The following is a 14,599-nucleotide window of genomic DNA, read 5'->3' as shown; positions in this document are numbered from 1 at the left end:
TAGTTAAAGTATCCAGACAACCATAGTCTGAAAGTGCATATAGCACCACATTGAAACTATCTTCCCTGCTGTAGTGATGAGTAGCATTTGTATCATAACTTTTTAATGAATCTCCAAATTGCCACTCATAAGAACATGAGCCAGCTGAGATGCTGCTTGAATTAGTAAACTTGAAATAATTGTTATGATAGCACTGCTCAATATCATTTATGGAAAAATTTGCAGAAGGATAAGGAGTAATACGAATTTCACGAGATGATGTATCAGCAATCGAATCATGGTAAACTATCATTTGTATATTATATAGCCCAGTATCTGAATAATAATGTTTAGGAGCCCACGAACTAGAATAATTATTTGTTCCACTAATGCTGTCATCAAATATCCAATACAATGAATCCACTTGGGATGAATCAGAAACATAAAATTGGGTAGTATCTCCCTCACAAGTTCCAATGGCTTCAAAATCGGGTTTGAAGAAATAGGACTGGATGAAAATAGGCAATCCCCTGATACTTTGTTTTCCTCCTAAATAAAAACCACTATCAACAAAACTGCAATTAATACCAGCCAGATTGGGATAGTTAATAACTCCAAGATAATCTGAGGATTGATTTGAAGTATATATTTTACCATTTTTTGCAACCTGAAGTGCATAGACTAAACCTATTGAAGTACCAATAACCTTTTGCGAGTTAATTATTGCATTATTAGATTTTAATGATAAGTCAATCTGGTTAATTTTAGAGTTTTCGCTGGTATAATAGAGCTTAGAACCATCAGGTGAGAACTCAACTCCTGCTGGGCCAATTATATTTAAATTCATTGGATTGGAAAGGATTCCGCTACTTTGGTCAAAATCAAATATTTCTAATGAAGGTTGCAACAAAGGTTGACCATAATTAAACTTTACAGTTACTACCTTATCACTTCTTGGTGATATACGTAAATAGCCAACTTTTAGACTTTTATTTAGTCCTCCAACATATTCTCCTATACTAGAAATAACAGTCTTTTTGATTCCTGATTTAGTGATTAAAAAAGAATAGAATAAAGAAGAGTTCCATTTATGCGAAATCAACCAAACCGATTCTTTATCTGAATGCTGAACTGCCGTTAATTTACAGCATACATCACTTAACAGTACATTTCTTTTTGAGATTACTTTGCCTAATCCATTATTGTAAGATAAATCTACAATAGAATAATATAAACTGGTTGTTCCATAATAATGATCGTCAGTTGTAAAAATATAATAACGTAATTTATTTGCTGGATCAGGGACAATCAAAGACACCCATGAATATCTGTTGGGATTGGATAAATAATTGACATTTGAAATAGTATCTCCATTTTCCATAAGCTGGTGATTTTTATTCCAGACTTTATCACCATTTGTATAAAACAGAAGCTTGCCTTTTTTATCACTAATTGACGCACAAGAAATAAAGGAAGCCATTGCAGAATGAGTGTCTGCTACTGCCTGTCCATTTTGAAAATGGATCCCAGCATGATTTCCGAAATACCACCAATCTGATTCACCTTGGGCAAAAGAACTCAATGAAATAAACATCCCTAAAAGTAAGATGATTAAACTACGATATGAAGTTTTAATGGTCATATAGAGTAGAGACTAATTTGAGTTATTCAAATATACGGAAAATATATTACCTTATTTTTGTCAAACAGCCATTCAATTGCTTGTGCTTAAGCTTTTGGTAGTCTGGTGTTTGCTTAAGCAATACGAATACAGTAAAGATGAGCCATTAGTACATAGTTAAGTATGTATTTGAAATAGTGTGAGGTCTAGTTTTTTGTAATTAATCAGGGCTGGCACCAAATCAGAAATGCTTCCCTTGCCAGCTGTCTCTTTCTTCTAAAAGCTTTTCTAGTTTGCCAACAATTTGCTCATAACGAACCTTGCCCCAAGAGGTTTTGAGCAGGAATTCAACTGGAATTTCAGAGGCAATTCGCTCCACAACAATGTCCGGATTAAAAATTTCCAGAAAGCGAATTAAAAAGTCGAGGTATTCATCCAAGGTGAATTGTAAAAAATCCGCTGGTTGCTTAATGAATTGGCTTTCAATGGGCGTTCCTTTTAAAATTTGGAGCTGATGGAACTTGATGGAATCGAGAGGAAGGCTGGAAAGAACCTCTGCTTCATAAAGCATCATTTTTTCGGTTTCGCCTGGCAAACCAAATATAACATGACCACCAGTATGCAAACCTCTGGCAGCTGTTTTATTAAGCATGTTTACAGTTTGCTCGAAGCCATGTCCACGATTAACCCTCTCCAAGCTATCGTCATAAATCGATTCTATGCCAAATTCAACCGATACATAGTAATCTTTTGCAATGTTTTCCAATAAGTCCAGCACATCATCGTCCATACAATCGGGTCGGGTTCCTATGCAAAGGGCTGTCACTTCAGGAAATGATAATGCTTCCTGATAGCGCTTCTCCAAAACATCAATCGATGCATAAGTATTCGTATATGCCTGAAAATAGGCCATGAATTGCTGGGGCGTTTTATATCTTTTTTTGTAATGATTAATCCCTACAGTAAGTTGCTGCGTGATGGAGTTTTCGGTATTGCAAAATTTAGGTCTGAAGGCGTCATTTGAGCAAAAACTGCATCCTCCAAAGCCAATTTTCCCATCACGGTTGGGGCAGCTAAAGCCTGCATCTACTGCTACTTTTTGTACCCTGCTACCAAACTTCTTTTGAAGAAAATTTGAATATGCATTGAAGCGTCTTGGGTGTCCCCATTTGAAGTTATTGTCGGCCATTATTTGTTCTAATTTTTGTCAGCTTATATTGAATAAATAAATTAGCAGCGGTGTATATAAAATCCCAATAAGAATGGACGCTGATACTAAACTGGCAGCAAACTCTTTGTCTAAATCTTCAAGAGAAGCAAAGGTTAAAGTGTTAAAACCTATTGGAGCAGCTGAGCCTATAATAACTATTATTCTGTTCAAACCATCAAGATTAAAAAGGTAACTAAGTAAAATCCCTAAACCCAAACCTATTCCCATACGGATGAATATGCCTACAGCAACTAGCTTGGCTTTATGTAGTTTTGGATTAAAAAAGATGCCTAAACTCAGCATCATTAAAGGAATTGTCATATCTCCCGAAATTTTCAGAAAGCTTTTGATAGGAATTGGAAAGCTAGTATGACTGAGGTTCAAAAGCATGGCAATTAGTAAAGCCCAAAGGGGTGCCGAGCGCAAGAATTTTTTTGTCAGCGTTTTATGTTCTCCATTTGTTCCTCCATATTTTACTGCTTGGTAGTATATAAAAGTAAAAACAAGAATGCCATTTGTAAAATCAAAAAGGAGTAATCGGGCTAAACCATCCTCTCCAAAAGCCGACATGATAAATGGAATTAAAAATCCACTATTCAGTATCATCGCACCAATGATAAAGGTTCCCAGCGTGGTTTTTTTTAGCTTCAAAGCTTTGCCACTTAACAGACTAATAAAATAAGCGATAATGATAACAATAAGGGAACAAAGAGGTAAGTACATTAATTCCAAGGTCAGCGCAAGCGAAGAAATGGAGTGTAATATTAAAGCTGGAAGTGAAAAATTAAAAATCACTTTAATCAGCATATCTCCCTCTTTAAGAGATAATACCTTCAGGATTTTAAGAACATAGCCTAATAGAAAAATAAGAATAACGGGAAGTATTTTGATTAGAATTACATCCATAATACAAAGGTAGTTCTGAATTATTAAGTGAATTGAATTATTTTTACTGCTGGAAAAAATAGAAATCGAATGGAAAATACATGGATGATCATCGTTAATCCAAATGCTGGTGAAGGAAAGGGCTTGAAGGATTGGCCCTATATTCAGGAATGCTTGCAGAACAATCAAATCCAATTCGATTCTTTTTTTACCGAGTTCCCCGGACACGCCATTCAGAAAACAAGTGAATTTGTAGAAAAAGGATACCGAAAATTTGCTGTTGTTGGAGGAGATGGTAGTATGAATGAGGTTATTAATGGTGTATTCATGCAGAAAACAATTGCTACAAATGAAATTCTCATAGCAAACATTCCAGTAGGTAACGGAAACGATTGGGGCAAGACCTACAATAACCCTGTTAAAATTGCTGAATCAGTAAAACTATTAAGGGAAGGCAATCGATTTAAACAAGATATTGGTAAGCTATCCTATTTTTCGGAGGGAGTTAAAAAAGTCAGGTATTTTGCAAATATTGCCGGTTTTGGTTTTGATGCCTTGGTGGTTAGGGATGTGCAGAAAGCAAAAGATAAAGGGAAATCAGGAGCCTTGATCTACTTTTCAACCTTGCTAATGGATTTATTTAAATCTAAATATATAAGTGGAGAAGTGAAAATTGATGATACCGTTTATCGTCATAAATTTTTAAGCATTGCAGCTGGCGTTTGTAAGTACAATGGTGGAGGCATGATGATATTGCCATTTTCTGAACCCAATAATGCAAAACTGGATGTGACCATGATCCTTAACCTGAGCAAATTGGGAGTTATCAGAAATGTGCTTCGGTTATTTAGTGGAAGTTTTGTGAAGGTGAAAAAGGTTCGATTAGGCAAAGGCACAACTTTTTCATTCTCTTCGGATATTCCATTGAAAGTGGAGACCGATGGTGAGTTTTTGGGTGATACACCATCCGAAATTGAAATTCTACCGACTAGCCTGAATGTGGTTGTAAATTCCATTAACTTTGATGTAAATCCAAAACTCAAGAAATATGCACCCTCAACTATTTAGAATTCCTTGGCCAGATTTTTTGCCCGGACCTGATTATCTAACTGTTCATTCTTATGGGTTTATGATAGCATTGGGAATTATTGCTGCATATGCATATACTGCCTGGAGAGCGAATCGTGAACTGAATATAGGGCAGGACACAATTACCTCTTTGCTTATTTATCTTGTGATTGCTTCAGTGGTTGGGGGCAAAGTTTTTACCTGGTTTGAAGATCCTAAATACTATTTTTCAGATCCAGCTAATTTGTTGAAGAATTTCTCCAGTGGCTTTGTCTTTTATGGCTCCTTACTATTTGCCATACCAACCATGCTTTATTTCTTTAAGAAAAACAAAATTCCTATTCTTCAGATGCTTGACATAATAGCCATAACGGCTCCTATTGTCCATGCTTTTGGTCGTTTAGGTTGTTTTATGGCAGGTTGTTGCCATGGCGTACCTACAAATAGTTTTCTGGGAATTACTTTTTCAGATCCGATGTGTGCAGCCCATCCCCATGATGTACCCCTGCATCCTACACAATTATATAGTGTTTTCATGCTGGCTATCATTATCATCGTATTAAGCGTGATCAAATCCAGAAAGCAGTTTCACGGACAATTGTTTTTGATCTATTTAACCTTGTATGCAATTGGCAGGAGTATTATTGAAATATTCAGAGGAGATGAAGCCAGAGGTTATATTATTGATAATGTAATTTCTCATTCGCAATTCATTTCCATTTTTGTAATCGCAGGTGTTATATACTTCTATTTTCGCTTGTTGAAAAAGCAAAATATCAAAGTGCTGACCAAGGAGCGAATTCAAGAGTCCAAAAACAGTGATTAGGTAGCTTATTTATTAATAATAAACTAATTATAATTTGTTTTAATTATTTAAAAGACAATCCCTTAAGCCTTATTACTTGACTTGATTGAATATGCAATTGTGTATAAAAAGTTGATTTACTTACAATCCTGTTCTAAATGTTTGAAATAGGTAATGATGATTTCTTCTGCCTCTGGAAGCATTCTTTCATATAGTTCAGCATTATTAATTACTACCTCTACTAATTTCCATGCTTTGCATTTATCAATCTTAAATAAAGATTGAGCTATGGTAACAGCCTGTAGCATATTAATCGAATAATTATTGGGATCCTTGATTTGTGCTTTGTTGAAATAGGGTAAAGCAATTTCAGGCTGAAAATAGTCGTCCATAGCATATAAATAACCCAAGCAGAACAATTCATGTGCTGATAATCTATCCTGGTATTCGACAAAATCTTCCGAATGATATTTTATGTTCAAAAAACGAATGAATCTTTCAGCATTGTCAGTTCCAAGTATTTCAAATGACAAAGCGTTTATAATGGCTGCTTTCAGGTCTAATGATATCTTTGGAGAGAGCAGATAGTCTGCAATTTCCTGATCGAGATAACCTTTCAACTCCGCTTTCTCTACCATTTTGAAATCGAGATAAGCTTTATAAAAAGGGGTGTTTGTAATCGGTGAATCGCACAGCAAAGAAAGCGGTAGAGAACAAATTAGGAAAATCGTAATAATTCGTTTGGTCATTAGTTGATTTTGTGCAAAAATAGAATCAATTTGAAAAGTAGCGTAAAGAAATAAATTATTCTGTAAAAATTCCGTTTTTAAAATAGTACAACTGTTTTCTAACACGGTAAAAATGATCTTTATCGCAATCGCATTTTCGGTCTTTTGTGTATTTACGGATGGTTTTTAGCTTCACATCCAACTGATTGTCCTTGTTGTAATCCTTAATTTTATAAAAGAATGTTTTGGCAATTAAATCTATATTTTCGGGTGGTGCAGATTTGAAGCTAAAGCCTGTTGTATGAAATAACGTATCAACAGAGGTGTTGGTTAATGCAAGTATAAACATGTTTCGGTATAAACATCCCCCAAAATCCATTGTTGTTTCTATAACAATCTCATCCTGTTGATCTTGGTTAAAATCAAGGAATTCAAAATGGTCGACATGAGCAAAAGAGGAGGACCAAATGGTTTCAAAAGAGTCTGGCCCGGGCAATAGTATACAAATCTGGTTGGTGAAAGGAGAGATGCTTTGATAGACTTTGAGCTGGGTATGTGCTTGGGTTGAAATATGTTTTAAGTAAACATTACCAAATAATAAAGTATCATTACCAGAATCAATTGTAGATTCGATTTGAAATAAATAACTAGAATAAAATGAATTATATGATTTATTGTTAGGGAAAGAATGATTGCTTAGGCTGGTGAATGCAAGGAATATTATGGCAATCAGCTGTTTTTTAGTTGGCACAATGAGCAAGCTTAGTTTTTGAAACTTTTATGTTCATCGATTAAACTGATATTGTCTTCCCCTGGCTCATCGATTGAGGTAGTCAGTTTCAGTTCTTTCAAGCCCTTCTCCCAAAAAACCACGGGCATGGCTTCATCACCATAGCTGCCATTGGAGCTAACATAATTTTCACTAAAATCGCATAAACTAAGCATATATGGACCTTTGCCCTGATGTTGGTAAATGTTTACATCTTCTAATTTCTTGAAATATATGGTCACTTTACCGTTTAACAGACCATCTTTTTCAAATAGCTTATACTTTTTTATTTTGCAATTTGGGAAATCTTCCTGAAGTTTATTTCCTTCAATATAGTCACTTGTGAGTTCAGTATAATCCTTTTGTGTCATATCAACTTTATCTTCCATGCTCGACATGATATTGAAATAAGTAATTGTCAACTTACCACTTCCATCAGATTTCAGCTCAAAAAGGTATTCTTTTTTCTCGCAGGTTAAACAGCCTGATAAGAGAAAGAGCGTAAAGATACTTACGATTGCCGTACTAATATATTTCATCGCTTGTGTATTAATAAAGTTTAATCCATTGTTTTAAGAAGGTTACGCATTCTTAATTCTATTGAGCAAAACATCAATTTCTTGATCCAATTTTAAATCTTTCGGCCCAAAAGGATAAGGTAGTAAGTCGGATATTTTGGCAACCAGAATGCTTGATAAATCAGCATTTGCACAAATCACTTCAATATCAGTATTTGCTATCTGAGCTGATTCGTAAATCAATTGTCTGCATCTTCCGCATGGTGTTGTAATCAAACCACCTGAATCTGGTTTATATCCTCCGCAAATAGCTATGGCAGTTATTTCTGGATCAGCTGCTGAAAGAGCTTGTTGTATTGCCCCTACTTCAGCGCATACAGAAAGCCCATAAGAAGAGTTCTCCATGTTGGCTGAGGAAAAGGTGTTGCCGCTCTTGGTTAACACGCTAGCGCCTACATAAAACGATGAATAGAGGTTGTATGCTCTTGCCATGACCTTTTGCGCAGCACTTACTAATGTTTTTTGGTCTTTCGACAGATCATTAAATGTGGTGTGAATAATTCCCATTTGCAATGATTATATTCCAAAAATAGCTCTAATTATCTGTGGAGGTCGAAATATTTATTAACATCAGATTGGTTAGGATAAGGCCAGATAGTATTCCAATCGAATTGAAAACGAGATCGATTGGATTGAATGTGCGTTCTGGTATCCACAACTGATGAACTTCGTCTAATGAAGCAATAGCAGATCCGATTAGCCAAATAATACCCAAGGATACGGGCTTATAGGTGGTTGTTTTTTTCCACAGCACAAAAAGTAAAGCCAGCACAAAATATTCAAAGAAATGAATGAAATAATCACTTTGCAAAGGCCCAATAATTTTCTTATCAGGAACCGGAATATTGGGTATGGATGAAGCAATCAACAATAATATGAGCCAGCACCAAAAAAGGTACTTAAACAGCTTTTGCCTGCTGTTTATAAATTGATTTAGTGAATTGCTCTTCAATTTATTCGACAATTTTTAAATCTTTGTCCAGCCATTCAAAAAACTCACGTTGCCAAAGTACAGCACTTTGAGGTGCCAATACAAAATGAGTTTCCTCAGGGAAAAACAATAACTTGCTTTCAACACCTCTTAATTGAGCTGCATTAAATGCCTCTAAACTTTGTGTATAAGGTATACGATAATCATGCTCTCCAGTAACAATAAGAATTGGTGTATCCCATTTGTCGATAGCTAAATGTGGTGAGAATTCATAGCTCTTAGGCTTAGGATCTTCCCAATATGCTCCTTCGTAATCTTTGTTCACAAAGAAATATTCTTCAGTCGATCCATACATGCTCTCAAAATTATAGATACCACAGTGTGAGATAAATGACTTAAATCGCCCCTCATGATGACCTGCTAACCAAAATACCGAATAACCTCCGTAACTAGCGCCAAGTGCACCTAGTCTTTGGTCATCGATATATGATTCTTTTTTCAATGCATCGATAGCACTGAAATAATCCAGCATGTTTTGTCCACCATAATCCCCACTAATCTGATCATTCCATTCTTGTCCAAAAGTGGGTAAACCTCTGCGGTTTGGAGCTACAATAATATAATCGTGTGAAGCCATAATTTGGAAATTCCAGCGGTAGCTGAAAAACTGACTAACAGCACTTTGTGGTCCTCCCTGACAATAGAGCAGCGCAGGGTATTGTTTAGTTGAATCAAATCCGGGAGGGTAGATAACCCACGTAAGCATTTGTTTGCCATCGGAGGTTTCTATCCATCTTTCTTCCACTTTGCCCATTTCAATCTCATCCAGTATCCAATCGTTCACATGACTAAGCTGAGTTTCTAGTCCTTTTTGGTCAATCGCAAATATTTCTGTGGGCATCGACATGCTCATTTTTGTGCCAATAATCTGATCTCCTGCCAGTGCAAAGGATTGATAATTATGCCATCCAGTTGTAATTTGCTTGATTTCTCTCGTTGCAATCTGCATGGAATAAACCTGATAAGTGGCATTTACTCCGCTGATAAAATAGATATATTCATCGTTTTCGGAAAATACGAATTGCGATGAATTCTGGTCAAATCCTTCAGATAAATCAATGGTTTCAGTTGTCTCAAAATCATGCAATATGATTCTTTCTTTATCCGCTTCAAATCCATCTTCTTCCATGCTTTTCCAGGCAATCATGTTACCGCTATGTGAAAAAACAGGATCATGATCGTAGCCATCAAACCCTTCTTTTGTCAGGCAAGTGGTTTCATTCGATTCAATCGTATAAATATATATTTCTGAATTGGTTCGAGTTGCATATTCTTTTCCAGTCATTTTTTTACAGGCATAGGCAATTTTTTTGGAATCCGGACTCCAACTTATTTGCTCTAAACCACCCCAGGGTTTCATCGGGCAATCGTGACGTTCGCCCTCCATAAGGTCTTTTGTTGATTCGTCTCCCAGTATTCCATCGTCCATATTCGCAATAAAAATATGTGAGTATTTATAGTCGTGCCATTCGCTCCAATGCCGGTACATTAATTCATCAATAATTCGAGCTTTTGCTTCAGGTAAGTCCTCATGCTTTTCTGTGGCTGTATTATCAAGTTTGACATCTTTTGTAAACATTAAAGAATTGCCATCTGGTGAGTATTTAAAGCCTGTGATACCTCCTTCGATATTACTTCTTCTTTTTGCATCACTTCCATCGGGATTGGCTTCCCATAATTGTGCTCCATTTTCATCAGCATAAATGTACCCAATAATATTTTTTGTCGGATGCCATAAGCCATTCCAAACGCTTCCATCTGTATGCGTAATTTGTATCTCAGAACTACCATCAATTGACATCGTATAAAGACTATTTTTGCCTTTATTGGCTTTTAGGTTGTATTTCTTAACACCATATAAAATGCTCTTTTGATCAGGAGAAATTTGCATATCGCTTAAGCGACCAAAACTCCACATCATTTCTGGTGTCATTCTTCCTTGTGCATTTTCAAAAATGCTAGGATCGTTTTCATATGATATTTCATCTGCAGCTTGATTGCAACTTGATAATACCAAGGCAACAGCTAAAAATAATAAAGAATAATACTTTTTCATGTGCTTATAATTTGTCTTTTTACGGATACATTGAACGGCCATATAATCATTTCGGTTGGTATGAATATATTTCTCATGAACATTTCATATAAGCTAAATTAAGAAATGGATTATAAGGCTATGCGAAAATAGTGATTATGATCTGAAATATGTATTTGAAATTTTTGCTATTGATGTATCATTAGTTTTGATAGGCATAATCATATAAAATGCTTGAGAAACTATCATTTGATAAATGAACAAAAGCATATTTTTGAATTCCTTCGGCATAAAACATAAAAGCAAAATATTCTTGGTGAAAAATGTAACCCAAAAAGGAAGTTTTTAACTGTTGAAGTGAGTCTTTTTCGATTTGATAGGTTGAAACTCTTATTTTGGAAGCAACAGGATTCCAGTTGTATCGATCGTTAAGAATGGCGCCTTTTTTCAACGGAAAAATCTGATCGACACAGCCATCTAAAACATACACATCTCCGGATGGAACTATATACAAGCTTTTACGAATGATGGAGCTGTCTGTGCTGATTTCTGTTCTGCGTTCAAAGGTTAGTTTAACATCCTTGAACTCTATGCTTAGTGTATCGGACCTGGAGCTTAAGTCAGCATATAGTTCATGTCCGTTTGGAAAAAAATTAAAAGCAGAGTATTTATCAGCTTTGCCAACTTCCATGTCTCTTTCTTTGTTTTTGTGGGGAATGCTTTCGCAAGCATGTAGGAATATACAAAGCAATAGAATGAAAGAATATTTCATCTGTAACTTAATCATTTACTTGTTTTCCGAAAGATAACTGAATCAGATAGGCTATTTTACTTGAAACCTAATGGCGATTTTGGTTCAGCAAATTCTGACTTTACTTTCAACATTTTAAGCAATGCGATAGCTGCTTCTTCTCCTTTATTGCCAACTTTCCCCCCAGCACGATCGAGTGCTTGCTGGTCGGTGTTGGCTGTAATCACACCAAATGCTACCGGTCTGTTGTATTTTATAGCAAGTTGTCCGATAGTTAAAGCCACACTTTCAGAGATAAACTGAAAATGAGGCGTTTCACCTTGAATGATGCAACCCAGACAGGCGACAGCATCAACATGTCTATATTCAAACATCCATTGAGCCCCTAAAGGAAGTTCAAAAGATCCAGGTATCCATTTCAGTTCAATATTTTCTTTGGAAATATGGTGTTTTTCCAGTGTTTCAATACACTTTTTAAGCAGGGCTGATGTTATTTTAATATTCCATTCCGAAACGAGCAATCCGACTTTGATGTTTGCTGCTTGTTCTTTTGGCAGAAACTCAAAATCAGGAGATGGTTCACTTTTTATTTGCATGAAATACTTATAATGCTGCTTTTGCACTTGCTCTGCCAATATACTTATCAGCATTGCTTGCTTCTTTGGAATCTTTGAATTCCTTTTTAATCCGTTCGTATACCTTAATTGATTTTTCGTACTCTTCCAAATGCTCCAAAACACCACCAGCTTTCATTAAATAAATTGGAGTGGTAAATTCGTTTGCGGTAGCATCTGCTGCTTTATAATAGTATTTCAAAGCTTTGGTATACTCTTCAAGATCGGAGTAACAGTCTCCAATGGTTCCCAGTGCAATAGGTTTCAACAGCAAGCTATTGGTCTTGAATTTTTTTAAATGGACAAGGGCTTCTTCATAATCGCCTAATTTATAATAGCAAATACCAGTATAATAGCGAGCAAGGTTGCCTGATTCTGTCATTTTAAATTCATCCAGGATATCCAAAAAGCCATAAAAACTTTCAGCTGATCCATTTAGTGCTAATTCAAATGAGTCTTTACCAAATAAGTCTTCAGCCATAAACATCAAGTCCTGAGCTTGTAATTGTTGAGGCTTAATAACAAAATTTTTGTAGGCAAATGTTAATAGAATAATGACAAGAATACCTCCTAAAACGTAGGTTAGTTGCTTTTTATACTTCTCAAAAAAGTCTTCCAGTTTGGTTTTGTTTTCCAGTGTAAAAATCGGAATCTTAAAAGCCGCTGCTGTTTTTTCTGTATCTTTCTTTACCATTGGGTTATTTTATTAAAGCGCAAATTTATCGCATTTTAATCAATGAGACATTAATTATTGCTAAAAATTGATTTTGAGTAAGAATGAATGTGTTTGAATGTCAATATAATTAGCTTTTATTTCCCCAAATTACATTAGTTAATTCACCTATTTTTCGCTTGATCATAGACTTTACTGCTGTTTGATTTTTCATAAATCAATTATTGTCCTATCCTATATCCTTTTTTATACCACAGACATATTTATTGCAATTGCCATATATATTTTGCCACAGATTAACATAAATCTCACTACCTGCCTAAAAACAAATCTGTGGCAACTATTGCATATAGGTACAAGCGCAAGTTCAATTTTAGTTCCATCAGTGTCTCTCAACGAGGACAGTGATGATTGTTGCACATAATTTATACACAGTGTCCCTTGCAGGAGACACTTTGTGGACATAAAGAGATTACGAATTGCTTCTTTCTTACTCAAAACCTGTATGGATAGACGGAAAATGATTAAGAAATGTTTCTTAGAGTACAATGTTGTCCCGAGTAGGAAGTGTCCGAAAACCAAAAATAGTTATTCCTGAATCTTCAAATGCCTCTCAGATGGTAAGATGACTTACTGGTTTAGCATAACAAGACACCTCAGCAGTGCAGACTGTAAACTTATTCTAGGACAAAACAACTCACCTTGCTTTCGCTGAAGCTTCAGCAGAAGCAAAGCCCCAGCCCCTCTCTACCTTGTAAAGAGGGGAGTAGATTGTACAATGAACGAATTTTGTTTTCATATTTTTTGAAGTAGAATCTATTCCCCCTCTCTGATTTTTTTAGAGAGGGGGCTAGGGGGTGAGTTAAATTAATTCGTAAGAATATTTAAAAATTAATTTGCTCAGTCTAGAATAATTACTAGCTTTGCAATTCAAAGTGCTTTAGATATGCAGGAAAATAGCAAGTCATTCGAAGAATTAGCGGAGATAAAATCATTGATGATGAAGTCTACTCGCTTTTTATCATTAAGTGGGTTATCAGGTGTTGCAGCTGGTATTGTTGCGCTAATATGCACATACATTGCCCTCCTTATATTCAAAAATGAGAATGGTGGGACATTGTTTCAATCTTTCAGTTGTGAAGGCAGATATTTCAGTAACGATGGTTTGAAACTAATGATCGTAAATGGTTTAAGCGCATTGGCATTGGCCATTTTGTTTGGATTTTATTTTACCTGGAGGAAAGCAAGAAAAAATAGTCAGAAAGTATTTACACCTGTGGCCATAAAAATGTTCATTCATTTAGGAATACCTCTTTTTGTGGGAGGCATTTTTGTTTTTGCGTCAATTCTATACAGTGATTATTATTTAATTGCTCCTTTAACGCTTATTTTTTATGGAATGGCTTTATTAAATGGCAGCAGACATACCATTGCTGATGTACGTTATCTGGGTTTATCAGAAATACTAATCGGATTAATAGCCTTATTTTTACCGGGCTATGGCTTATTGTTTTGGGTCATAGGATTTGGCTTATTGCATATTATTTATGGAACAGCCATGCATTTCAAGTACGATAGATAGTGAAGCATGAAAAATATCATTGCAGGACTAAATAAAATGTTTAACAATCGATTACGGATTGGTATTATGGCCATATTGGTTGTGAACGACTGGGTGGAATTCAATAACCTGAAAGAACTGCTTGAAGCCACCGATGGAAATCTGGCATCTCACATTAAAGCCTTAGAACTCGAAGATTATATTGAAGTTAAGAAGCAGTTCGTGGGCAGAAAACCCAAAACTAGTTATAGAGCAACTATCATTGGTCGAACAGCCTTTGAAGATCATATTAATGGCCTGAGCTCCATCATGGAGAATGTAAAGAAGTAAA

Annotated in this window: 16 protein-coding genes; 4 read left to right on the top strand and 12 right to left on the bottom strand. The window is 35.6% G+C overall.

Going from position 1 to position 14,599, the window contains the following annotated elements; all coding sequences use genetic code 11:
* From HOG71_07970 to HOG71_07960, 3 genes are all read right to left on the bottom strand, one after another.
* Window positions 1–1,621: PKD domain-containing protein (locus HOG71_07970; protein ID MBT5990777.1), on the bottom strand; the 1,621-nt coding region annotated here is incomplete at its 3' end.
* 220 nt (window positions 1,622–1,841) lie between these two features.
* Window positions 1,842–2,789 (bottom strand): TIGR01212 family radical SAM protein, encoded by a 948-nt coding sequence (locus HOG71_07965; GenBank protein ID MBT5990776.1) that lies wholly within the window; start codon window positions 2,787–2,789, stop codon window positions 1,842–1,844.
* An 18-nt stretch (window positions 2,790–2,807) separates the two neighbouring features.
* Complete coding sequence (locus HOG71_07960) at window positions 2,808–3,716, bottom strand: AEC family transporter (GenBank protein MBT5990775.1); 909 nt, start codon at window positions 3,714–3,716, stop codon at window positions 2,808–2,810.
* A gap of 69 nt (window positions 3,717–3,785) precedes the next feature.
* On the opposite strand from HOG71_07960, the gene HOG71_07955 reads away from it, so the two are divergent.
* Both HOG71_07955 and lgt read left to right on the top strand, forming a co-directional pair.
* Window positions 3,786–4,763 (top strand): diacylglycerol kinase family lipid kinase, encoded by a 978-nt coding sequence (locus HOG71_07955; protein MBT5990774.1) that lies wholly within the window; start codon window positions 3,786–3,788, stop codon window positions 4,761–4,763.
* Window positions 4,744–5,589 carry a prolipoprotein diacylglyceryl transferase gene (gene lgt / locus HOG71_07950; protein ID MBT5990773.1) on the top strand — a complete coding sequence of 282 codons (846 nt, stop codon included), beginning with the start codon at window positions 4,744–4,746 and terminating at the stop codon, window positions 5,587–5,589. Before HOG71_07955 ends, lgt begins: the two co-directional genes overlap by 20 nt.
* Window positions 5,590–5,705: 116 nt before the next feature.
* Here lgt and HOG71_07945 read toward each other — a convergent pair whose 3' ends face one another.
* From HOG71_07945 to HOG71_07905, 9 genes are all read right to left on the bottom strand, one after another.
* Window positions 5,706–6,317 (bottom strand): hypothetical protein, encoded by a 612-nt coding sequence (locus tag HOG71_07945; GenBank protein ID MBT5990772.1) that lies wholly within the window; start codon window positions 6,315–6,317, stop codon window positions 5,706–5,708.
* Window positions 6,318–6,372: 55 nt separating this feature from the next.
* Window positions 6,373–7,047, bottom strand: a complete 675-nt coding sequence (locus HOG71_07940; GenBank protein MBT5990771.1) for a hypothetical protein — start codon at window positions 7,045–7,047, stop codon at window positions 6,373–6,375.
* Between the two features lie 11 nt (window positions 7,048–7,058).
* The gene (locus HOG71_07935) at window positions 7,059–7,604 is read right to left on the bottom strand and encodes a hypothetical protein (protein MBT5990770.1); all 546 of its coding nucleotides are present in this window, start codon (window positions 7,602–7,604) and stop codon (window positions 7,059–7,061) included.
* A 42-nt stretch (window positions 7,605–7,646) separates the two neighbouring features.
* The gene (locus HOG71_07930) at window positions 7,647–8,150 is read right to left on the bottom strand and encodes a cytidine deaminase (protein ID MBT5990769.1); all 504 of its coding nucleotides are present in this window, start codon (window positions 8,148–8,150) and stop codon (window positions 7,647–7,649) included.
* A gap of 28 nt (window positions 8,151–8,178) precedes the next feature.
* Window positions 8,179–8,607 carry a VanZ family protein gene (gene vanZ, locus HOG71_07925; protein MBT5990768.1) on the bottom strand — a complete coding sequence of 143 codons (429 nt, stop codon included), beginning with the start codon at window positions 8,605–8,607 and terminating at the stop codon, window positions 8,179–8,181.
* On the bottom strand, window positions 8,597–10,690 hold the full coding sequence (locus HOG71_07920; protein ID MBT5990767.1) for a S9 family peptidase: 2,094 nt from the start codon (window positions 10,688–10,690) through the stop codon (window positions 8,597–8,599). Before HOG71_07920 ends, vanZ begins: the two co-directional genes overlap by 11 nt.
* A gap of 181 nt (window positions 10,691–10,871) precedes the next feature.
* Window positions 10,872–11,456 (bottom strand): hypothetical protein, encoded by a 585-nt coding sequence (locus HOG71_07915; protein ID MBT5990766.1) that lies wholly within the window; start codon window positions 11,454–11,456, stop codon window positions 10,872–10,874.
* Window positions 11,457–11,497: 41 nt separating this feature from the next.
* Window positions 11,498–12,016, bottom strand: coding sequence for a 6,7-dimethyl-8-ribityllumazine synthase (locus tag HOG71_07910; GenBank protein MBT5990765.1), 519 nt, complete (start codon window positions 12,014–12,016; stop codon window positions 11,498–11,500).
* 7 nt (window positions 12,017–12,023) lie between these two features.
* Window positions 12,024–12,728: a tetratricopeptide repeat protein gene (locus HOG71_07905; protein ID MBT5990764.1), complete on the bottom strand. Its 705-nt coding sequence runs from the start codon at window positions 12,726–12,728 to the stop codon at window positions 12,024–12,026.
* Between the two features lie 925 nt (window positions 12,729–13,653).
* Here HOG71_07905 and HOG71_07900 point away from each other — a divergent pair.
* Both HOG71_07900 and HOG71_07895 read left to right on the top strand, forming a co-directional pair.
* Window positions 13,654–14,289 carry a hypothetical protein gene (locus tag HOG71_07900; protein ID MBT5990763.1) on the top strand — a complete coding sequence of 212 codons (636 nt, stop codon included), beginning with the start codon at window positions 13,654–13,656 and terminating at the stop codon, window positions 14,287–14,289.
* Window positions 14,290–14,295: 6 nt separating this feature from the next.
* A complete protein-coding gene (locus HOG71_07895; protein ID MBT5990762.1) occupies window positions 14,296–14,598 on the top strand; it encodes a transcriptional regulator in 303 nt (100 codons plus the stop codon).
* The last annotated feature ends 1 nt before the right edge of the window (window position 14,599 follow it).

Source organism: Bacteroidota bacterium (genome assembly GCA_018698135.1).
Taxonomy (GTDB): Bacteria; Bacteroidota; Bacteroidia; order CAILMK01; family JAAYUY01; genus JABINZ01.
Note: the sequence above shows the minus strand (reverse complement) of the source record. Positions and strands in the feature narration are given on the sequence as shown.